General features: G+C 66.2%; 18 protein-coding genes. 5 read left to right on the plus strand and 13 right to left on the minus strand.

Annotated features, from left to right (window positions below; all coding sequences use genetic code 11):
* The first annotated feature begins 188 nt into the window (after window positions 1–188).
* The gene (locus KB221_11645) at window positions 189–1,697 is read left to right on the plus strand and encodes an NAD(P)/FAD-dependent oxidoreductase (protein WIY68732.1); all 1,509 of its coding nucleotides are present in this window, start codon (window positions 189–191) and stop codon (window positions 1,695–1,697) included.
* On the opposite strand, the gene KB221_11650 is transcribed toward KB221_11645, so the two are convergent.
* The 6 genes from KB221_11650 to KB221_11675 are packed head-to-tail and all read right to left on the minus strand — an operon-like array spanning window position 1,698 to window position 9,465.
* Window positions 1,698–2,681 carry an SUMF1/EgtB/PvdO family nonheme iron enzyme gene (locus tag KB221_11650; GenBank protein ID WIY68733.1) on the minus strand — a complete coding sequence of 328 codons (984 nt, stop codon included), beginning with the start codon at window positions 2,679–2,681 and terminating at the stop codon, window positions 1,698–1,700.
* The gene (locus KB221_11655; GenBank protein WIY68734.1) at window positions 2,678–4,477 is read right to left on the minus strand and encodes a long-chain-acyl-CoA synthetase; all 1,800 of its coding nucleotides are present in this window, start codon (window positions 4,475–4,477) and stop codon (window positions 2,678–2,680) included. The genes KB221_11650 and KB221_11655 overlap by 4 nt, the downstream gene beginning before the upstream one ends.
* On the minus strand, window positions 4,474–5,175 hold the full coding sequence (locus tag KB221_11660) for a glutathione S-transferase N-terminal domain-containing protein (GenBank protein ID WIY68735.1): 702 nt from the start codon (window positions 5,173–5,175) through the stop codon (window positions 4,474–4,476). Before KB221_11660 ends, KB221_11655 begins: the two co-directional genes overlap by 4 nt.
* A complete protein-coding gene (locus KB221_11665) occupies window positions 5,172–5,999 on the minus strand; it encodes a formylglycine-generating enzyme family protein (protein ID WIY68736.1) in 828 nt (275 codons plus the stop codon). Before KB221_11665 ends, KB221_11660 begins: the two co-directional genes overlap by 4 nt.
* A 23-nt stretch (window positions 6,000–6,022) precedes the next feature.
* The gene (locus KB221_11670; protein WIY68737.1) at window positions 6,023–8,425 is read right to left on the minus strand and encodes an arylsulfatase; all 2,403 of its coding nucleotides are present in this window, start codon (window positions 8,423–8,425) and stop codon (window positions 6,023–6,025) included.
* A complete protein-coding gene (locus KB221_11675) occupies window positions 8,422–9,465 on the minus strand; it encodes a glutathione S-transferase family protein (GenBank protein WIY68738.1) in 1,044 nt (347 codons plus the stop codon). Before KB221_11675 ends, KB221_11670 begins: the two co-directional genes overlap by 4 nt.
* A 104-nt stretch (window positions 9,466–9,569) precedes the next feature.
* On the opposite strand from KB221_11675, the gene KB221_11680 reads away from it, so the two are divergent.
* A complete protein-coding gene (locus KB221_11680; protein WIY68739.1) occupies window positions 9,570–10,631 on the plus strand; it encodes a glutathione S-transferase family protein in 1,062 nt (353 codons plus the stop codon).
* A 12-nt stretch (window positions 10,632–10,643) separates the two neighbouring features.
* The gene (locus tag KB221_11685) at window positions 10,644–11,807 is read left to right on the plus strand and encodes a glutathione S-transferase (GenBank protein ID WIY68740.1); all 1,164 of its coding nucleotides are present in this window, start codon (window positions 10,644–10,646) and stop codon (window positions 11,805–11,807) included.
* A 20-nt stretch (window positions 11,808–11,827) separates the two neighbouring features.
* On the opposite strand, the gene KB221_11690 is transcribed toward KB221_11685, so the two are convergent.
* A complete protein-coding gene (locus tag KB221_11690; protein ID WIY68741.1) occupies window positions 11,828–12,130 on the minus strand; it encodes an SCP2 sterol-binding domain-containing protein in 303 nt (100 codons plus the stop codon).
* Window positions 12,131–12,350: 220 nt separating this feature from the next.
* On the opposite strand from KB221_11690, the gene KB221_11695 reads away from it, so the two are divergent.
* Complete coding sequence (locus KB221_11695; GenBank protein ID WIY68742.1) at window positions 12,351–12,863, plus strand: helix-turn-helix domain-containing protein; 513 nt, start codon at window positions 12,351–12,353, stop codon at window positions 12,861–12,863.
* A gap of 75 nt (window positions 12,864–12,938) precedes the next feature.
* Here KB221_11695 and KB221_11700 read toward each other — a convergent pair whose 3' ends face one another.
* Genes KB221_11700 through KB221_11710 form a run of 3 tightly spaced genes read right to left on the minus strand, consistent with a single transcriptional unit; the run spans window position 12,939 to window position 17,847 of the window.
* The gene (locus KB221_11700; protein WIY68743.1) at window positions 12,939–14,024 is read right to left on the minus strand and encodes an MBL fold metallo-hydrolase; all 1,086 of its coding nucleotides are present in this window, start codon (window positions 14,022–14,024) and stop codon (window positions 12,939–12,941) included.
* On the minus strand, window positions 14,021–15,370 hold the full coding sequence (locus KB221_11705; GenBank protein ID WIY68744.1) for a DsbA family protein: 1,350 nt from the start codon (window positions 15,368–15,370) through the stop codon (window positions 14,021–14,023). Before KB221_11705 ends, KB221_11700 begins: the two co-directional genes overlap by 4 nt.
* Before the next feature lie 23 nt (window positions 15,371–15,393).
* Entirely contained in the window at window positions 15,394–17,847 is a 2,454-nt protein-coding gene (locus KB221_11710) for a TonB-dependent receptor (protein WIY68745.1), read from the minus strand.
* A gap of 246 nt (window positions 17,848–18,093) precedes the next feature.
* On the opposite strand from KB221_11710, the gene KB221_11715 reads away from it, so the two are divergent.
* Window positions 18,094–18,465, plus strand: coding sequence for a hypothetical protein (locus KB221_11715; protein ID WIY68746.1), 372 nt, complete (start codon window positions 18,094–18,096; stop codon window positions 18,463–18,465).
* 36 nt (window positions 18,466–18,501) lie between these two features.
* Here KB221_11715 and KB221_11720 read toward each other — a convergent pair whose 3' ends face one another.
* Genes KB221_11720 through KB221_11730 form a run of 3 tightly spaced genes read right to left on the minus strand, consistent with a single transcriptional unit; the run spans window position 18,502 to window position 21,994 of the window.
* Window positions 18,502–19,932 carry an aldehyde dehydrogenase family protein gene (locus tag KB221_11720; protein WIY68747.1) on the minus strand — a complete coding sequence of 477 codons (1,431 nt, stop codon included), beginning with the start codon at window positions 19,930–19,932 and terminating at the stop codon, window positions 18,502–18,504.
* On the minus strand, window positions 19,929–21,533 hold the full coding sequence (locus tag KB221_11725) for a GMC family oxidoreductase N-terminal domain-containing protein (protein WIY68748.1): 1,605 nt from the start codon (window positions 21,531–21,533) through the stop codon (window positions 19,929–19,931). The genes KB221_11720 and KB221_11725 overlap by 4 nt, the downstream gene beginning before the upstream one ends.
* A 2-nt stretch (window positions 21,534–21,535) precedes the next feature.
* The gene (locus KB221_11730) at window positions 21,536–21,994 is read right to left on the minus strand and encodes a MaoC family dehydratase (protein WIY68749.1); all 459 of its coding nucleotides are present in this window, start codon (window positions 21,992–21,994) and stop codon (window positions 21,536–21,538) included.
* Window positions 21,995–22,054: the final 60 nt, after the last annotated feature.

The raw sequence follows: 22,054 nt of genomic DNA on the forward strand, positions 1-22,054 counted from the left end.
TGATGCGTTATTATTCACCGGCTGTTTCTACGACCAAATCCAGACTCCATCAAGCCAAAGCTGAAATGTTGTTCCGAAACTGACATTGCATTCCGCTCAAGAGCCGACCATCATCACGCGGCCTGCGGGGACTGGATGTTCGCCGGAAAAACCCGCCGCCGGCGCGGTGGGCCCGGGAAAGAAATGCCATGAGTTCAGCGACCCGGACGAACCAGCCCGGCCGCCTCGGGACGGACCCGGCATCCGGGAGCGAACATGTCCGGGTGATCGTGGTCGGTGCTGGTTTTGCCGGCATCGGTGCTGCGATCCGGCTGCGCCAGGCCGGGATCGCCTTCGCACTTCTGGAAAAATCGGGGGAAATCGGCGGGGTATGGCGGGACAACACCTATCCGGACTGTGCCTGCGACATCCCCTCGGCCTTCTATTCCTATTCGTTTGCACCGAACCCGCGCTGGAGCCGCTTCTTTGCCGCCCAGACCGAGATCCGGGACTATTGCCAGGCCGTCGCCGCGCGTTTCGGCGTCATGCCGTTCGTGCGGGTGAATCACGAGCTCAAACAGGCCGTCTGGGATCCGGGGATGCGGCACTGGCGACTGGAGACCAGCGCCGGCCGGTTCACGGCCGATTTCGTGATCATGGCCTGTGGCCCGATGCACCAGCCCCGCCTGCCCCGCATCAAGGGATTGGACAGCTTTGCCGGCGCCAGTTTTCACTCGGCGCGGTGGGATCACAGCTATGACCTGACGGACAAACGGATCGCGGTCATCGGCAGCGGGGCCTCGGCCATCCAGTTCCTGCCCGCCATCCAGCCCCGCGTGGCGCAGCTGACCCTGTTCCAGCGGACCGCGCCGTGGGTCCTGCCCAAGATGGATACAGCCGTGTCGGCGGCTTGGCAGCGCCGGTTCGAGCGCTTTCCGATCCTGCAGTCCCTGCTGCGGCAGGCGCTCTACCGGGCCTTCGAACGGCTGAACGGCAGCCTCAACCGACCGAAAGCCCGACAACGGTTGGAGGCACGGGCGCGCCGCAACATTGAGCGGGCGACCGAGGATGAGGCCCTGCGCAGAAAGCTGACGCCGGACTTCGCGATCGGCTGCAAACGCATTCTTCAGTCCAACACCTGGTATCGGGCCCTGGCCCGGCCGAATGTGGAGGTCGTCAGCGGGGTCGCCGAGGTTCGCGGCAACACGGTCATCGCCACCGACGGCTCGTCCTGCGAGGTGGACCTGATCATCTTCGGGACCGGATTTGAGGTCGCCAATCCACCTGTGGCGGAGATCATCGTCGGCACCAGCGGGCGGTCGCTTGCCGAACAGTGGCAAGGCAGCCCGGAAGCCTACCTCGGGACCACGACCCCGGATGCCCCTAACTGTTTCCTGATGTTCGGACCGAACCTCTACACGTTCTCATCGGCCTTCGTGATGATCGAGGCTCAGCTGGACTACATCATGGACGCCCTCCGGCAGGTCGAGGCGCGGAAGATAACCACCCTCGCGATCCGCCCTGATGTCTCCCGGTCCTACAATGACGCAGTGCAGGCGGCGCTGCAGTCCAGCGTCTGGAACAGCGGCGGCTGCACCAGCTATTTCATCGACAGGAACGGCCGCAACAGCACCAACTGGCCGTGGAGCGCCGGCCGGCTGCGGCAGCGCCTGCGGCGGTTCCGGCTGCGGGACTATGAGATACAGACCGGGGCCTGATCACGGCATCGGTGCGACCGTGCGGAAGCCGACATGGGAGGCCCCTAGGGTCAGGTCCTGGGCCTGGCGCGCGCCCGGGCGGTACCGCATGCAATAGTTGGGGGCACAGAGGTAGCTGCCGCCCTTGATGACCCCCACCGCGACGCCCGGCTGACGCGGATCGGCCCCGGGCTCGCCCGGTGTGATCGTCCGCGACCGGGTCTGCCGGTACGGATCAGAGGTCCACTCCCAGACATTGCCGATCATGTCGTGAATTCCGAGGCGGTTGGCCTTGAAACACCCCACGGGGGCGGCACCGTCATAGCCGTCCCGGCCCATGTTCCTGACCGGAAAAACGCCCTGCCAGGTGTTGGCCTCGGACGGTTGCTGACTGGAGTTTCCGGCGGCGGCATCCGCCGACCGCGCCGCCCATTCCCATTCGATCTCGGTCGGCAGGCGACGCCCGGCCCATTGCGCATAAGCCTGGGCATCGGCCAGGGCGATATGAACCACCGGCAGGAAGTCCCGGCCGTTCAGGTCACTTCCGGGTCCTTCGGGATGGCGCCAGGACGCGCCGGGAACGAAGGTCCACCAGGTCCCGGGATTGCCGGGATCGAAGCGCTCGCTGTCCAGCCGGAAAACCGCGGAACCCGGCTGGAGCGCCGCCGCCGGCATGCCGGGATACTGCGCCGGATCGACCGGCCGCTCGGCAACCGTGACATAGCCAGTCTCGTCCACAAAGCGGGCGAACCGGGCATTGGTCACCTCGGTCGCATCAATGCGGAAGGCCGCGACCGTCTCGAGGCGTGGCGGACCCTCATCTTCATAGACGTCGTCGCCCATCAGGAAGCGTCCGGCCGGCACATTGATCAGCTGTCCCGGTTGATCCGTCTTGGGGGTCGCCGGGCAGACGACCGGAGCGATCCGGGCGGCGGGGCCGCAACTGCCCAGTCCCGCCATGACCAGGGCGGCAAGGACGGCGACCCGTTGCAGCCGACCGGTCATAGCCGCAGGGTCCCGGAAACGATCTCGGAATGGAGTTCGGGCGACAGGCGCACATAGGCATCGTGGCGGGGGTCGTCGAACATGAGGGTGTCGGCGATGGCGCTGGGATCAAACCCTTCCCGCACGGCCTCGGCCTTCTTCTGTTTGAACGTGCCGGTCACCTCCATGGCCGGGGTCAGGCGCAGAAACAGCGGCCGGGCGTAACCCGGAAGGCCCGAATGTACCGCCTCTCGAACCAGGGCCAGATCGCACTTCGCCTCGTCCACGACCAGACTGGCCATGCCGGTGCGGCCGCTGCAGCCGGGGATCTCCACGCCATAGACGTTGACCTCGAGGATGCCCGGGACGGCGGCGATGACCCCGGCGACCTCGGCGGTGGAGACATTCTCGCCCTTCCAGCGGAACGTGTCCCCGATACGGTCGACGAAATAGAAATAGCCGAGCCGGTCGGATCGCATGAGGTCACCCGACCGGAACCAGGCATCCCCCGGCTCGAAGACGTCGCGGAGAATCTTGCTCTCGGTCGCACCGGCGTCGGAATAGCCTTCGAACCGCATCTCGGCCTTGGCCGGATCAATCCGGGCGATGGCTTCGCCCGCCTCGCCCTCGACACAGGGGAGGCACCGGCCGGAGGTATCCCGAACCGGACATTCCGCAACGGGGTCGAACCGGATCAGGGCCACATTGACCGCGCCCTCCATATAGGAGGGGACCCTGCCGATCGCGTGCGGCCCCCCATCCAGGTTGAACAGGGTCAGATTGCTCTCGGTCGCCCCGTAGAATTCGAGGATCCGCGGAATGGCGAACCGCGCCTGGAACCGGTCCCAGACGTCCGGCCGCAGGCCGTTGCCGATGACCAGCCGCAGCCGGTGCCGACGCTCGTCCGGGTGGGCCGGGGCGTTGAGCAGATAGCGGCAGAGTTCCCCGATATACTGGAACAGGGTCGCGTCGAAACGGACGCAATCGCTCCAGAAGGCGCTGGCCGAGAACTGACGGCGCAGACCGATGGCTCCCCCCACGGTCAGGGCGATGCCGGGCGCACAGACCCCGCCGACCGTGTGATAGAGCGGCAGGGGTGCATAGATGACGTCACGCGCTGTCGATCCTGTGGCCGCCGCGAAAGAATGCATGGTCAGCAGCATCCGCAGATGGGTGATCCGCGCGGCCTTCGGCAGTCCGGTCGTGCCACTCGTATAGATCAGCAGAACCAGGTCCTCCGCCCGGATGCCGGCGCGCAGCTTACGGTCGGGACGCGCCGACGAGGCGTTGAGCAACACCGGGTCGAGATCGGCGAAGTCGCCGGCCGCCGCGCCCGACAGCCAGGCCTTGGTCGGGGTCCGCAGATGGGGACGCGCAGACCGCCAGGCCTCGGCGAGCGGGGCATCAACGATGACATGGCCGGCCCCGGCAGTGTCCACACAATGGGCCAGTCCGGCTCCGGTCAGCTGGGTATTGATCAGCGCCGTCGACAGGCCGACCTTGGCCATGCCGAACCAGATCGCCAGATAGTCAGGCCGGTTCTCCATGAACAGGGCAACCGTCGCGCCCGGCTTCAACCCCTGGTCCAGCGCCCATGCGGCATAGCGGTTGGCCCTGCGCTCGAGGTCGGCATAGGTCCAGCGCTCATCCTCGAACAGGATGGCAAGCCGTGCGGCATGACGGTCGACAGCCCCTTCGAGGTCATCGGCAAGATTGACGCCGGAGCCCGGTTTGAGACGGCGGATACGGGCCAGCATGCGCAGCCCCCCGCGAAGGAAGCGAACCTCGCGCCCGAGCGCGGAAAACAGGCCGGTCAATCCCTGGACCCACCCATGTTGACCAGGGTTTGTCCCCCACGGGCGAAGGTCTCGGCACCGCTGCGAGTGGCCGCCATCATGGCCTCGAGGTCAAACGGCACCTTGATCCCTGCCTGGGCCGCCGGACGGGCTGCAATCGCGGCAACCCAACGCTGAAGGTGTTCAAACGGTTCGATGTTCACGCCCGACCATTTGTGCGTCCTGACCCAGCACCAGTTGGCGATATCGGCGATGGAATAGTCCCCGGCCAGCCATTCATGATCCGCCAGATGCCGATCGAGGACACCGAACAGCCGCCCGCTTTCGCCCTGGTAGCGATCGATCACCACCTGGATCTTCTCGGGGAAATAGCGATGGAAGACATTGGCCTGTCCCATCATCGGGCCGATCCCGCCCATCTGGAACATCAGCCACTGGAGCACGCGACTGCGCCCCTTGGCGTCCGAGGGCATCAACTGACCGGTCTTTTCAGCAAGGTAGATCAGGATCGCCCCGGACTCGAAGACCGCGAAATCGTCGGCGTCGTGATCGACAATGGCCGGGATGCGGCCATTGGGGTTGATCGCCAGATAGTCCGGGGCCCGCTGCGCACCGGAGAGCAGGTCGATGGCATGGACCTGATAGGGCAGGCCCAGTTCCTCAAGCGCAACGGAGGCCTTCCAGCCGTTCGGGGTCGGGGCGGTGTAGAGGGAAATCATGGGGCTTCGTCCAGGCTGGAAGGCAGATCCCGGGCACACCGAAAACCGATGTGTCCTGTCGAGGTTTCGGGGGGCAGTCCGGTTCTAGCGGCCGGTCGGTAGCGCGCGCAATATTCGCCCGCACAGAGGTATGAACCGCCCTTCAGCGTCTGCCGGACCGCGCTGGCAGCGCCCTCGCCGCAGCCGCAGGTCGGGGTCCGGTCAAAGGGATCGGAGGTCCATTCCCAGACATTGCCGATCATGTCGAACAGTCCATAGCCATTGGCCGGATAGGCACCGACCGGGGTCGTTCCGGGTTCGGGAGCCTCCGACCACCACGGAAAGGCCCCTCGCCAGATGTTGGCCATCAGCCGCCCGCCCGGGGCAAGGCTGTCGCCCCAGGCATAGTCGGCCTGGTCCAGACCCCCGCGCGCCGCCACCTCCCACTCCTGTGCGTTCGGCAGGCGCTTGCCGGCCCAGACGCAATAGGCGCGTGCATCCTCGCAGGAGACATGGACCACCGGGTGATCCTCGCGGCCCGCGATCGACGATCCCGGGCCCTGCGGACAGTGCCAGGCGGCTCCATCGACGAACCGCCACCACTGTTCCGGGCGGCTCAGGTCCACGGCCTCCCGGGTCATGGCAAACACCGCCGAGCCCGGCGGATCGAGCTGTTCGGCGGTCGTCACCCACCCGGTCTCCGCGACAAACCGGGCAAAGGCCGCATTGGTCACCGGGCCAACGTCGATGGCAAAGCCGGGTACCTCGACCGCACGCACCGGGCGCTCCTCGGGATAATGGTCGTCGGACCCCAGGTGGAAGACACCACCGGGTATGACCACCATGCTTCCGAGCGCTGCCCCTGGGGTCATACGGTCATGCCCATACGATCAAGGAAGCGACGGGTTTCAAGGGGATTGGTCGGCTTGTTGTCGACCTCGATCAGGACCCGCTCGATCGTACCGCCGAACGGGTTCGGCCCCGAATAGCGAGCCGAGACCTGGTTGCCGTAATCGGCACCGATCGAAAACCCGTCATAGCCCGGCGAGAACAGGACCTGTTCATAGGTCCGCTCGCCGGCCTTGCGACCGTTCACAAACAGGCTGCCGCGGCCGTCAAACGGTCGGGCCGTCAACGTCTGGACATAGCGGACGGTATTCCGGCCCCGCACCAGCGGGACGCTGGCGACGATCCGCTCGCTCCAGGGCACGAGGCTGTATTCATAGGTCAGCCGCCCGTCCTCGACATACAGCACATAGCCGGCATGTTTGGATCCGGACGCCAGCAGCACCCCGTCCTGTCCCGGTGCCCAGGTCAGATCGACGGTGATCTTGTGGTCGAGACCACAGACGAGCGGGGACACGTCCGGCCCGAGTCGCTCGACCGGCGGCCGGAAGTCCCAGCGCGCCCGAAGACCCTTGGCCTGGCGGTCCTGCACGAGCTTGAGCATGAGGCTGCGGTCATCCAGCGGGAAGACGTTGTATTTCTCCGCATCGGCCTGCCATGCAGCCCGGAGCCGCTGCACGACCTCGGGATTGGCCGCCGCGAGGTCCCTGCTCTCGTTGGAGTCCTGGCTGAGGTCGTACAGTTCCCAGACATCATCTTCCTGCAGGGTCCCGCGTTTGTGTCGGCTGACCAGCCGCCAGCGGCCGTCCTCATAAGCCCTGTTGCCTCCCAGTTCGTAGTATTGTCCGGTCCGCGTATTTGCCCGGCCGGAAAGAAGGTTGGGCAGGAAACTCGCCCCCTCCAACGGCTTTTGAGGGGCTCCGAGATAGGTGTCCGGCCGCTCCACGCCGGCTGCTTCGAGCAGGGTCGGCATGACATCGACGACGTGGACGAACTTCTCCCGCACCCGGCCCTTGTCGCGGATCCGGCGGGGCCAGGAGACGATCAGGGGGTCGGCGACGCCACCCAGGTGCGCGTACTGCTTGTAGAGGCGGAACGGCGTGTTCGAGACACAGGCCCAGGCCATCGGGTAGTGGGGGAAGGTCGCGTCCTCGCCCATCACATCATAGAGTTCGGCGGCCTTCTCCACCGGCACCGGCCGACCGAACGCAGGGGCGAAGACATTGGGCGATCCGTCGGGGGTTCCTTCGCCGGATCCTCCGTTGTCCGACATGACCAGCACCAGGGTGTTATCGGCCTGACCGAGGTCGCGCAGCGTCTCCATCAGCCGCCCGACATTGCGGTCCATATTGGTGATCATGGCGGCATAGACCTCCATGTAGCGGGCAAAGACCCGCCGCTCGACGGCGTTCAGCTCGGCCCAGGGCCGGGTGCCGAAGGACAGGGGCGGCAGGCTGGTCGTCGCCGGCGACAGACCCATTGCCTTCTGCCGCTCCAGCCGGGCCGCACGCACCGCATCCCAGCCGATGTCATACTGCCCCTTGTAGGCGTCGCGCTCGCGTCCCCGTGCCTGCAGCGGGGAATGGGCACCCGGGAAGGCCAGCTGGAGATGGAAGGGCTTGTCCGGCGACAGCGCCTGCTGCGTGCGGATATAGCTGATCGCCCGGTCGGTCAGATCGTCACAGACATAGTAGTCGTCCGAGACGGGCGCTTCGACCGGAGTCACGCCGTCGTGCAGGGTAGAGGGTTTGAAATAGTCGGTCGAATGGCCCTGGAACCAGTAGGCGCGCTCAAATCCGCGCGAGGTCGGCCAGTTGTGATAGGGCCCGTTGGGGCCGCTGCTGCCCGAATTATTGACATGCCATTTGCCGACCAGGAAGGTCGACCAGCCGGCATCGCGCAGGATCTCGGGCATGGTCGCGGCCTCGCGGGTCAGGTCGCCGCGATAGCCGGGATAGCCGGCGTCGATATCCGCCAGCCAGCCCATGCCGGCCGAATGGGAATTAAGACCCGTGAGCAGCGCCGCCCGGGTCGGCGAACACATGGCGCAGGTGCGGAAATTGGAATAGCGCACGCCCGCCCCGGCCAGGGCGTCGAAGGCCGGTGTCCGGATCTCGCTGCCGTAACAGCCCAGATCGGCGAAACCGACATCATCCAGGACGATCGTGATGATGTTCGGCGCGCCCTGCGGGGCCGTCGGCTCAGCGGAATAGGACGGGCGTGAATCCCGGAAGGATTCCCGCACCCGCGCGGCCGCGCCGGCAGGCACTGCCGCGGGGGTGATGTAGGGCGCTGTGGCCTCGCGGATCGCTCCGATCCCCAGGGCACCACCGGCCGCCGCCGCGGTCCCGGCCGCCGTCCCGATCAACAGCGACCGTCGGTCGAGCTGGCGGAACGACCACTTCTTCGGGTCCTGATCGGTCATGCCGCAACTCCTTCGGATCCGTCGCTGGTGAGCAGCGAGTAACACCCGGTTTCTGCAAGAACAGGCTCGAGCCTGGCGCGCGCTTCGTGGTCCAGGCCCGCGAAGGCCGAAAGCACCGCCTGGAGGCATTTGGCCTGATAGCGATCCGTCGGCTGGGACAACTCAACGCCGCCTGCCCGATAGCGGAACGTCGTCTGCCCCGAGCGCAGGGCGGCGGCATTGGCCATCAGACAGGGCAGGTAGTGTGTCGCGCATTCGACCAGCAGGGCCCTCAGCGCCGGCGAGTCGACGTCCTCATCCCACTGGCCCTCGACCTCGCCCGACAGGTCGTCGGATATCTGTACCCAGCGGAACAGCCACGGATACAGGTCCCGCATCAGTGCCTGGGGCGTCGGGTCGGTGGCCAGCTGGGTCAGCTGACCGTAGAAGGCCATGTCCGCCGCACTCGGTCGGTCACCAAACAGGAAGCCCCGCTCGACCACCCGCTGGTTCAGGGCGGCCATGATCCTGGCGGCCGAGGCTTCGATGACTGGCTGGGCCGCCTCGCCCGCCCCCACGAGATCGCGGCGCCCGACCTGACGGTCCCGCCAGACCGCAGCCTGTTCGACAACGGCATCGACCCCGCCCCCCCGAAGGGCGTCAAAGGCAAGCCAGCGGCTCATCTGTTCCTGGTCGACCGGCCGGGCCCAGCGGTAAAGATACATGGCCTTTGACAGCCACTCGTCCGCCATGTCCTCGAGCAGCAGCGACAGGAAGGCCACCGCTGGATCCGTCGGGACCAGGCTGCGCGCGCCAGGGTGCCAGACCTCAAGTTGCTGGATCAACCGGGTGGAGTCGTTCCAGGCCTCACCCTCCGGGGTGACGAGCACGGGCACGACCTTGGCCTTCATCGCCTGGGCCGCCATGAACCCGACCAGACCACCCTGCCAGACAAACGGAATTCGCCGATACCGGAGGACCGCGCGCATCTTCATCGAATAGGGCGATCCGATCGCCCCCTTGAGCTGATACAGGCCCGACCCCGCCAGATCCTCGTGCAAATTAACCTCCGTTGCAGGGGTTGGAACTGTCTACTATTGGCATTCAGGCTGCCATAATGATGATGGCAGGGAGGCCGGTCAATCGATCTGGCCGGAGTGTTTCAATGCTGGTCGTGCATGGGCTGGATCTGTCGTATTTTACGGGCAAGCTGGAAGGCTATCTGCGCGCCAAGGGCCTGCCCTATCGACTGACCGAGATGAGCGTCGGCAGCTTCCGCCGGCTCGCCCGCCACACCGGCGTGCAGCAGATGCCGCAGCTGGAAATGCCGGACGGACGCTGGATGACGGATACGGTCCGGATCATCGACGCCCTCGAGACCGAATGTCCGGAACCCGCCCTGACCCCTTCAGACCCGGCCTGTCGGTTCATGGCCGAACTCATCGAGACCTTTGGAGACGAGCACCTCTGGCGACCGGCGCTCTACTACCGATGGGCTTTCGCCGACGATGCGCGTCTGATGAGCGCGCGCCTGGCGCGCGGCATGCTGCGGGACATCCCCGGTCCGGCGGCCCTGAAACGCTTGCCGATCCTGTGGCGGCAGCGCGCCCACTATCTGCGAGGCGAAGGCGTTACCCCGGCGAACCGGGCCGCGATCGAGGCGGACTATCTCGATCTGCTGGATGCCCTGGAGCCTGTCCTCAGCCGACGGGACTGGGTCATGGGCGATGCGCCGACACGGGCTGATATCGGGCTGTTCGGTCCGATGTTCCGCCATTTCCACTGCGACCCGACGCCGGGCCGGATCATGCGGGCGCGGGCACCGTCCGTCGCAGCCTGGGTCACGCGACTGTGGGCGCTGAACGGAGCGGGGGGAGCCGACGCCCGGTCAGTGACGTCGATCCCCGACGATCTGGGCGCTGTCATCAGCCTGGTCGTGGAGCGTTTCCTGCCCGAGCTCATGGCGAATGCCGCCGCCTGCGCAGCCGGCGCGGGCGAGGTCCGATACCGTCTCGGCAACCACGACATTCGCTATTCGACCAACCCCTACCGGGCCGGGCGGCTGTCACGCCTGCAGCAGGCCTTCGCGGCCCTGCCCCCATCTGCCCGGAACACTTTGACCGACCGGCTCGGCGCGGCTGCCGTTCGGCTGCTGTCAGGGCCGGTCATCCCCGATTTCGCCCCTGCCCCCGGTCTGAGTGACCGCCAGGGCCGCCCAATCCGCTGACGAGGTACAGCCATGACGCAACCCTATCTTCTCTACGGCATGCCGGTATCCATGTTTACCGGCAAGGCCCGGGCCCACCTGCGCAAACGCGGCGTTCCGTTCCAGGAACGGCTGGTCAATGACCCGCGATTTGGCGGCACCATCGCGCCGGCACTCGGCCGGTTCATGATCCCGGTCCTCGAGACGCCCGACGGCACCATCATCCAGGATACGGCCGATATTCTCGATCACGTCGAACAGGCCTTTCCGGCGGCTGTCCCGATCTATCCGACCGGACCCCGACAGTCGGTCATCGCCCGCATTTTCGAACTGTTCGGTGATGAAGGCATGATCCGGACCGGCATGCACTATCGCTGGAGCTTTCCCGAACAGAACCACGCCTTTATCCAGGCCGGGTTCGCCGCCGGGATCGCGCCCTCTGCCGAGCCGTCGCAGGTCCCGATGATCGCCGAAGCAGCGATGGCGAAAATGGGGGGCTACCTGCCCATCCTGGGTGTCACGGCCGAGACCATCCCCGCCATCGAACAGGCCTATGAGATCCTGCTGGCCGCTCTGAACGAGCATTTCCGCCGGTCGCCCTACCTGCTGGGCGGCGTGCCCAGCATCGGCGATTTCGGCCTGCTGTCGTCCTTCTATGCCCATCTGGGCCGTGACCCCTACCCGGCCGATCAGATGCGGCGGAAGGCCTATTTCGTCTTGCGCTGGGTCGAGCGGATGAATGCGGCCGATGCCGACATGCCGGAGTTCGCCGATCTGGATCCGGCCTATGCCGCGGACGACAGCCTGGCCGAGACCCTGGGTCCGGTCTGCGCGGCCGTGGCCGGGATCTACGGTGCCGAACTGACCGCCCAGGTCGAGGCGCTGGACCGCTGGCTGGCCGACCATCCAGACCTCGCGGCCGGTGAGCTCCTGCAGTCAGAGGACCGGAGCCGCCGTCCGAAGGGGCAAGTGACCTTCGACCTGATGGGGACGCCGGTCACGACCACCCTGAGGGCCTTCAGTGTCTTCAAACTGCAGTCGGTGACCGACGCGTTTGAGCGGCTGGAACCGGCCGGGCGCGAGTCCGTGCGGGCCTATCTCGCGCCGCTGGGACTGGCCCACTGGCTGGAACTCAAGGCGCGCCGACGCATTGAGCGTGTTGGGAACCGCGAGGTGTGGGCCGGTCTCCCGAGCTGAGCGACCGGCCCGGCTGTTCTCTAGTTCAGGATATTGCCCAGCTGCATGGCCAGGCCCATGTCGCCTTCGATCTTGATCTTGCCCGACATGAAGCCAGCCGTCGGGTTCAGGCGGCCGGCAGCCATTTCGAGGAAGTCGTCTTTCGAGATCTTGACCGTGCAGTCGGCCGCGCTGTCTTCATTGTCGACCACCGCCTCGTCGCCCCGGGAGTCGATCCGGATGGCTCCATCGTCGCCGAAATGGAACTTCACCGTCTTGCCCTTGATGCCACCGTTGGCCGCGACGCGGCCCCGGATCTCCGAGGTGATTTCGTCTAGCGTCATGTCACGTTCCTCCGGTATGGGAATAAAACAGGTTAAGGTGGCTGGAATAGCCACGCGGAATGCGTAATGTTTTGGCATTCCGGATGTCAATATTTGGAGCATTCTTTTGCTGGAAAGCGCGGACGAAGAGTCTGTTGTCGACGGTCGGCGCATCCGCAGTCAGCGCAGCCGCTCTGCGGTCGCCCGGGCACTGCTCGACCTGGTTCGCGAGACACGTCAGATGCCGACGATGGACGCCGTCGCCGACCGGGCCAATGTGTCCCGGCGCTCCGTCTTCCGGCATTTCGCCGACACCAATGAGCTGATCATCGCGGCGACCCAATTGCAGCGCGAAGAGGTCTTCGCCCGGTTTCATTCACGCGACATCAGCGGGCTGCCCGAACCCGAGCTGATTACTGCCGTGGCGCAGAGACTGGGCCGGCTGTGGGAATATGTCAGCCCGGTGCGGGATGTCGCCCGATCCATGCGCGCCATGAATCCTGTGATCGACCGCATGCTGCGCGAGGACGAAGGCACCCACCGCAACTACCTGAACACCGTCTTCTCGACGTCTCTGAACCAGGCGGCCGAAGCCGACCGGGAACTGTTCCTGCGCTCCATGGTCCTGGCCTCATCCTGGCCGACATGGATCGGAATGCGCCGCGACCAGCAATTGACCGTAGTCGAGGCCAGACGGGTGATGGAGCACACGCTTCGGTCGCTGCTGCTGGCCGCCCGAACGCCGGCCGGCTGAGCCCGGAAGCAACCGGGACCGAGCGGCCTGCCGCGGGCCGGGTCTGGACGCGATCACGTCCAGACCGAACGCGATCTAGAACAGGCGTTTGCGCTGCATGCTGTCGTCACCGCGCGGCAGGCTGAACAGCATGCCGTCCTCGCCGACGATGATCGGGCCGTCAAAATGCTTGCGCGCATCGCCCAGGAAGGCCGCGTACCCATAGTCGAGGGGCTGGGGTGGCACGAGGTGGTTCAGAACCAGCGTGTCCACGCCCGCGGCCTTCGCCGCATCGGCTGCCTGTTCGGGGGTGGCGTGATAGTCGACGATGTCACGCATGACCTGGGCCAGATTGGCCTGCCCCTTGTCATCCAGTCGCTTTTCGATGGTCGAAAGCAGGGCCGGCTGCAGGGCATCGTGAACGAGGATGTCGGCACCGGCCGCCATGGCGTTCAGGTGGGCCGAGACCGCCGTGTCGCCGCTGAAGACCACGCTGCGCCCGGCATAGTCGAAGCGATAGCCTACGGCCGTATGGACCGGATTATGATTGACGGTGAACGCCGTCACCACGAGGCCATCGGCATTATAGACCACGAGCCCGCCGGCGGCCGCTGCACCCTGGATACTGAAGGCGACGGGGGCGGCCCCCTGTCCGGAGGGCGGCGCAATGGCAGCGCTGTGGTGCGCGACCCGATAGCCCGAGTCGAGCACATAGGCGGCATTGAACCCGGCGGCCACACTCTCGACGCCCTCCGGTCCGTAGAGAGGCATTGGCCGGGTGCGGGTCCCGCTGACCCAGCTCTGCAGCAGGACCGGCGGCAGACCGTCGATGTGGTCGGAATGGAAATGGGTCAGGAAGATCGCTTCGATCCGCGAGGCCGGAATCCCCATTCTCGCCAGGCTGCGGGCGGCCCCCTCCCCGCTGTCGATCACGAAGACCTTGCCACCGACAATCACGGCGCTGCATGGACCCGCCCGGGTCGGGTCGGGGAAGGGTGACCCGGTTCCGCAAAGCGCGACATTGAGACCGTCCGCCATGTCAGCGACACTGTCGCGACCGACCTGGGTGTTCGCAATACGCCCCAGCACGCCGGCCCCGATGGGTCGCTGGAACACGATCAGCACTCCGGCCGCCAGAACGACGAGGATGAGACCGGCGAGTGCAACGCGGCGAAGGTTCATGTTTTTGTTCCGGTTCCGAAGTCTGAGGCGGTCGCCTTGGGCCCGCCGAGGGTTTCAATAATGGCCTGCTCGACCAGCCAGAGCCGGTCCTGGCCCCAGGTGGCCAGGTCTCCGAAACGGAACGACGGCACGCCCCAGAGCTGATCAGCGAACATGGAGCGGCGATTGTCCTCGGCGACCTCGCGCCAGCTCTCATCCGCCATCCAGACGAGGGCCTGTTGCCAGTCGAGTCCGGCCCGTTCGACCAGATGACGCAGGCCACTGTCGGAGCCGGCATCGATCGCCTCGGCGAACACACCGCGCAGGAAGGAGCATGCGAAAGCCATGCCGGATCCCGTTGCGATGGCACCGTTCAGGATGGCCAGACCGCGTTCCACCGGCCGTCCCACCGGATCGCAGACAGAGCCAAAGGGAAACCCGAGATGGTCGGCCTCCCGTTTGCAGTCGCGCAGGATATAGGTCCGCTTGGCCGCCGGGACCGGAAGGCCGCGCATGACCATGGGCAGGACAAATCGCAGGCGCAGTTCCACCCCGTAGTGGCTGACAAGGGCCCGGACCCGTTCCATCGCCAGATAGGTGTAGGGACTTCGGAACGAGAGAAACATCTCCAGGGCCGGTGTACGCGTGTCTGCGGCTCGAGCGGTTTCGAGAAACCTCAGTTGCGGGCGCGTGGCCAGGGCGTGGAACGCCGGGCCGCCGTCGCCGCATCCAAGGGCCCCGAGCCGCATCTCCAGATCGCCGAGACGATCAACGCCCCAATACCACTCACCGGCATGATGCAGGGTCGCGCCGAGATAGTGACCAAGCCGGTTCCGCAGGCGGTCGCCAGCCTCAAGCGCCGCCGCGACGGTCGCCGGGGTCGCTGAACCGAACGCCGCCTCAGCAGCGTCGAGGGAGTCTCCCGCGCCGAGGGCACGCGCGACAACCGGGGCCGCGACCGCAAAACGCCCGGTGTCGATCGCGGACTTCAGAATGGACTGGGCCCGTTCCACCTCCGGCGCGGACGGAATGGCCCGGTCACAATAGTCCAGACCATAGGCGGGGGCGATCAGCGCCGCGTCCCGCCGGGCATAGACCGTCAGCTTCTGCCGCTCCGGTGCCGCCCAGCCGGGCGGCGGGGGCACCAGATGTGGCGTGAGTACGACCCCGTATTGCTCGACCAGGCCGGCAAGCCGGCCGGCCATCAGGGCAGAATAGGGGTCGTCCACCTGATGGAAATACAGGACTTCATGCGGTTTTCCGGCCCGAACACGAGCATCCTCGAACCGGCGACGCTGCGTATCGCGTCGCCGGTTCGAGGTGATCGCCCGGCTGACCATGGGCCCGATCAGTGCCTTGATCCCCATGGCCGAGCCCTGGCGTCCCCCGATCAGAAGTTACGACGAAGGGTGATGCCCATCGTACGCGGAGCCTCCATGAAGGCGCTCTGGCTGCCCGTCTGGAAGACCGTGTCGAAAACAATGTTGGCGACCCGTTCGTCCGTCAGGTTGCGAACCCAGATCTCCGCACCCCAGGCCTCGTCAAGCGTGCCAATGCCGATGCTGGCATTGAGCATGACATAGCCGTCCTGGAAGGAGAGCGGGTCGAGGTCCTGGGCGGTGGCGTATTCCGACCGGTACAGATAGTTGAGGTTGGCCCGCAGACCGAGGGAACCGGTCAACGGCGTCTCATAGGTGATGCCGCCGGAGATCAGGACCTCGGAGACGAAGTTCGGCGTCCTGCCGCTCAGGTCCTGAACGTTCTGACCGGCAAGGACCTGGGCTGCGGTAGCCTGGGCGTTGGCAAAGTCGGTGTACTGGACGTCCTGCAGGGTGCCGCCGCCATCGATGATGATGTTGTCGGTCAGCCGGATGCGGTAGTCCCACTCCAGTCCCTTGCTCTCCAGTCCGCCGGCGTTGGTAATCCGGAAGCTGCTGCCGTCAAAAGCATTGGTCTGGTAATCTTCCAGCGCCTGGAAGAACAGGTTGGCGTTGAGCTGGCCCCGACCGTCCCAGAAGCGGATCTTGGTCCCCACTTCAAAGGCATCGACGACCTCGGGGTTGAAGATCACCCTGTTGGGGTCAGCCACCGGGTTGCCCGGCGTGGTCTGCGCGGCCGTACGGTTGAGGTTGAAACCGCCCGACTTGTAACCCCGGGCATAGCGGGCAAACAGGTTGACCTCATCGGAGAGCTCATAGGCCACGCTGACCGTCCCGGAGAGATCGTCATCCTTGATTTCTGCAGTGAACGGATTGACCGCCGGGTAGAGCTGCAGACTCCGGAGCGCCGCAAACGGAGCCAGGGGACCAACGAACTGGATCTGGGAGAGCGTATCGAATGACTGGATCCGATAGTCGGCATTCTTCTCTTCACGCGAGTAGCGAAGCCCACCCGTGATCGCGAGCCGATCCGTCACATTGAAGGTCGCCTGGCCGAACAGGGCCGCGCTGCGGCTTTCGTAGTCATAGTCGTCGTTGACGGCGACGCCGGGGGCCAGGAACGTGCCCACAGGGCGTCCGGTCACCTGCTCCAGACGGGTCAGGATCGGCACGGTCACCCCGGGCGCGACAGGCACGCGCGGCGTGATCGCCTCGATATAGGCGCGGAGCTGGTTGCCGTAGCGGAGCTCCTGGTCGGCGAAGATGTCCTGGTTGAACAGGAAACCGCCGATCAGCCACTCGAGCCGGGCATCCGGATCCGCCGAGGCCAGACGGACCTCGAGGGACCCCTCCGTGATGTCCTGACCGGTGGTCTGGGACAGCATGTTGAGGTTGGTGAAGTCGGCATCGACCGTGGGCATGGTCTCAAAGGTGCGACGCGAGGCGATGACGGTCAGGTCGGTCGCCCCCAGGTTCCAGTCCAGCTGGGCCGAAACACCCTGGTCGACCGAGGAGTCGTCGAGGGGCTGGGTGGCCGGATTCACAGCCACATCATAGATGCTGTTGTCGACAAAGCGGCCGGCGAAACCGCCATGGGACCCTGCCGTCCCTGTCCGCAGCACGCCCCCCAGCGCAGTGAGCGCCGCCGAGGTCGGGCCATAGAAGACGGGTATGGCGGCACAGCAGACCTCCTCGGTCTCGGACCGGTCGGCGATCAGACGCAGCGTCGCATCGGGCGAGATATCCCAGAGCAGTTGCCCCTTAACCGACCAGCGCGACCGGTCATTGTAGGTGCCGCCCAGGCGGAAATCGTCGACGTAGCCGTCACGCTCCTGCGAGGTCGCGGTCAGGCGTCCCGCCACGGAGTCGCCCAGCAGGGGTCCGGTGACAGTCGCCATGAACTGGCGATGGCCATAGTCGCCCGCAGACGCCGTGAACTGGCCGCCGGGGACAAACTCGGGCTGTCTTGTCTGCACGGCGATGACGCCGCCAGACGTATTCCGACCAAACAGCGTGCCCTGCGGTCCGCGCAGCACCTCGATCTGGCTGACGTCGGCGAGGTCGCCGAGGGCCGCCCCGGGACGGCCGCGATAGACGCCATCCAGGAACACGCCAACGGACTGCTCAAGCCCGGTGTTCTGGCCGGCAGTGCCGACACCGCGGATGGTGAAGACCGTCTGGGTCGATCCGGTGCTGGAGTTGACCGCAAGGGTCGGGGCCACAATCTGCAGATCGCGCACATCGCGGACCTGGGCGGCCTGAAGCTGCTCGCTTGAATAGGCGGTCACGGCCACCGGAACATCGAACAGGCTCTCGGACCGCTTGGTCGCCTGGACGATGATCTCGTCCAGCCTTGCGGGCTCCGAGGCACCGCTCTGCGGGTCCTGCGCCATGGCAACATTGGAAGCTGCCATGGCCGCTGTAAGCGACAACAGCGATACGCCGAGTTTCCTGGTGGTCTTCATAACAATCCTCCCCTTGGCTGCCACGCTATTGAAAGCTGGAGCCTCCCCTCGTCCTGTCTCGTTTTTTACACGGCGGACCTGAGGGGTACGTTAGCACCATAAGTGCCAAAATAAAGTGGGCTTGCGACGATTAAGCTTTGCCGCAGAATACCGGCTTGGTTAAGCGTTCCGGGCGATCGGCGGTCAGGAGGATCCTGACCATACCGGACGCAGTTCTGTCACCGACCATGCCAAGAGGGCCGCGTCTTGAATACCATCGTCCGGTTTGCACTGTTTGGCCTCGGGGCCCTGACCCTGCCGCTGGCCGCAGGATTCCTGCTGACACCTGCTCGGGTCGCCCTGCGACTGGGACTGGAACCGACAGGCCCGGTCGGACTGTCGACCCTGCGCGGCGACTTCTTCGCCCTCTTCCTGATGTTCGGCCTCTCGGCGATCTATGCCGCGGTGCGTAACCGGTCGGACGTCCTGCTCATCCCGATGATCATGCTCGCGGTCATCATCCTGGGACGCCTGGTCAGTGCCGTCCTGGACGGCAGCGGCGCAAAGGCCATGCCGCTGATCGCGGTCGAGGTGGTGATGCTGGCGATTGTCTTCGTCGGCTACCGGACCCTGCCGTAGCGCCGTCCTGCACCCTGTCCGGGGGAATGCCCCGGTTCAGGATTTGAGTGCGATGCCGGCAGCGAAGCGGAACACGGCACCATAGGGCGGCGCGATCAGCCGGCTCGAGTGCCACCGGCCCGCCTCGAACACGCTGCGGGCATGGCTGAACTCCTCGAAGCCACGCTGTCCGTGATAGGCCCCCGAGCCACTCTCGCCGACGCCGCCGAATGGCAGGTGTTCATTGGAGAGATGGACCATGGTCGTGTTCACCGAGACCCCGCCCGAGAGGGTGCTGTCCAGCACCTGACGGACGACGGCACGGTCATCGCTGAACACATAGAGCGCCAGGGGCCGTTCCCCCGCGTTCACCCGGGCGCAGGCCGCGGCAATGGAGGCGCTGCTCACGATCGGCAGCACCGGTCCGAAAATCTCCTCACGCATGACGGCCAGGTCGGCGGGCGGATCAATCATGACGGTGGGAGCTATCCGCCGGCTACCGGCAAGGGACGCGGCGTCGTGGGGCGGCTGCAGGATCTGCACCCCCCTGTGTCGCGCCTCGTCGATCATCGCCGTCAATCGCGCATGGTGCCGGTCCGAGACGATGGCGGTGTAGTCGGGGTTGGAAGCGAATTCGGGATAGAAGACCCCCGCCTGCCGGATCACGGCCTGACCCAGGGCCTCGGCGCGGTGGCCCTCGACCAGCACATAGTCCGGCGCGACGCAGGTCTGGCCCGCGTTCAGGAACCGGCCCCAGGCCAGGGGATGGGCCACGCGGTCCAGAGGGATTGAGGCATCAACGATGACCGGGGACTTGCCGCCGAGTTCCAGCGTGACCGGCGTCAGGTTCCGGGCGGCGGCCTGACCCACGGAACGGCCGATCCGCGTTGAGCCGGTATAGAACAGATGGTCGAACCGCTCGCTGCAAAAGACCTCGGCGACATCGGCCCCACCGGTCACCACCGCAACCTGGTCAGCGGGGAAGCGCTCGGACAGCAGACGAGCCATCAGGTCACTGGTCCGGGGGGTCAGTTCGGACGGCTTGATCAGGGCCCGGCAGCCGGCCGCCAGGGCAGCAATCAACGGAACGAGGCTCAACTGGATCGGATAGTTCCAGGGCGCGACAATCCCGACGACGCCCTTGGGCTCATACCGGACAAGGGATCGCCCCGGTGCCGCCATTGAAGGCGTCGGCACCGTGCGAACCTTCATCCATCGCGACAGGTCCTTGCGGGCATGCCGCGCCGCCTGGGCCGTGACGACAATCTCCAGCAGCCGCGTCTCGTTGCGCGATCGCCCGCCGAAATCGGCATCGATCGCCTCGGCAATGGCGTCCTCATTGTCGAGCACTAGGGCTTCCACGATGCCCAGGTCGCGCCGCCGGTCGGCCAGCGAACGCCGGGGATCCTGTGCGAAAGCGGCCTGCTGGGCCGCGATAAGGGCCCGGATCCTGTCCGATGCAGGTGGGGCTGTCAGGGTCCCGGTCATTGGGCTGTCTCCAGGATCATAGCGGCGCCAAGGGTGGCGATCATGATGGTCGGGGCATTGGTGTTGCCGCCGACCAGCCGGGGCATGACGGACGCGTCGACGACCCGGAGCCCCTCAACGCCCCGTACCCTCAGTTGCGGGTCGACCACAGAGAGCTCGCCCTGCCCCATCATGCAGGTGCCGACCGGATGATAAAGGGTCTCGGCCCGTGCCCGGACGTCATCCATCAGCGCGGAACGGCTGGTCTTGTCCGGACCCGGCAGCAACTCGGCGCGGCGGTCAAATTCAAACGCTGCCGAACCCAGCAAGGTCCGGACGATCTCCAGCCCATCGGTCAGGACCTCGAGGTCATGCGGGGCCGTCAGATAGGCCGGGTCGATCGCCGGCGGCACGGCCGGATCGTCGCTGACGATGCGGATCCGGCCGCGGCTCTCCGGATAGAGCACACAGGCATGGAGCGTCGCCCCGTGCCCGAGCGGCAGTTCGCGTCCGTGCGGCGCGGCCAGACCCGGTGTGAAAACCAGCTGGATGTCCGGCAGGTCGCCGGCCCGGGATGAACGGACAAAGGCACCGCCCTGGATCGGATTGGTCGACAGGGGGCCCGGCCGCCCGGCCAGCCAGGCGGCGACACCGCCCACCAGGGGCGGCAATCCCCGCAAGGACAGGCCGATTGAGGCCGCGCTACGGGTCGAGATCTGGCCGATAATGTCGATATGGTCCTGCAGGTTGCGGCCGACGCCCGGCAGGTCGACTTCGGGCGTGACGCCTGCGGCGCGAAGATCCGCGGCATCGCCAACGCCAGACAGCTGCAGCAGTTGCGGCGAGTTCACGGCACCGCCGCAAAGGATCACCTCACGCCGGGCGGTGAACGGCTCGTGCTGGCCGGTGCCCCCCAACTCCACGCCCCGGGCGACGCCACCTTCGATCAGGATCCGACGGGCGAGCGCGCCGGTCCTGACGGTCAGATTCGGTCGCGACAGGGCCGGCTTCAGGAAGGCATCGGCCGCACTCCAGCGGTGCAGGCCACGCTGTGTGACCTGATAGGGACCGAATCCCAGCTGGGCGGCCCCGTTGAAATCGGGGTTTCGCGGATACTGGAGCAGCCCCCCGGCCTCGAAAAAGGCCTCTGTCAGCCGGTTCAGCGGGGCAATGTCCTGCACCGTCAACGGTCCATCGGCACCGTGATACGCGTCTGCTCCGCGCGTCTGGCCCTCGACCTCCCGGAACGCCGGCAAGGCCCTGTCCCAGCCCCAGCCCTCGCATCCGAAAACGTCGCGCCATTCGTCGTAGTTTCCGGGCGCTCCCCGGATGTAGTGCATCGCATTGATCGCACTCGAACCGCCCAGGGTCCTGCCCCTGGGCCAGTAAAGCCGCCGGTCGTTCAGCCCGGCCTGGGCTTCGGTCTCATAGTGCCAGTTGTAGGCCCGGGACTGAATGGCGAGGCCCATCAGCATCGGCGTGCGGATCAGGGCACTGTTATCCGGCCCGCCCGCCTCCAGCAGCAGAACGGTATGGTCCGCATCGCGCGAAAGTCGCTCGGCCAGCACACAGCCGGCCGAGCCGGCACCGACAATGATGAAGTCGTAGATCGCCTCGCGCATCGTCAGGCCGTCAGTTGCAGGATCAGGGACTCAGCCGTCAGGGCCGGCTTGTCCGTGCCCCGGATCTCGACCGTAATCTCATTGCGCAGCAGCCAGCCGGATCCCCGCGGGGTGGCGCCCAGGAACTTGTGCCGGGCCCGGATCTCCGAGCCCGAGCGAACGGGCGCGATCAGCCGGACCTTTTCGAACCCGTAGTTCACCGCCATCACCAGACCCTCTACGAGCAGATAGCCGGGGGGCAGCATGGCAATGGCCATGGACAGGGTCAGCATGCCGTGGGCGATGGTGCCGCCAAACGGGGTCTGTGCCGCCGCCACCGGATCGACATGGATGAACTGGTGATCGCCGGTCGCCGCCGCGAACCGGTCGATCCGCTCCTGATCGACCAGAACCCAGTCCGAAAAACCGAGATCGTCCCCCACGCGGCCCACGAGACTGTCGGCAGAGATGATGTGTGGCATGGGCCTGGGTCTCGCTCGACGGCACGCCCGCCATCTGAGTGGCACTCAAGGCGCAGACCG

It is taken from the genome of Aquidulcibacter paucihalophilus, from assembly GCA_030285985.1.
Classification (GTDB): domain Bacteria; phylum Pseudomonadota; class Alphaproteobacteria; order Caulobacterales; family Caulobacteraceae; genus Brevundimonas.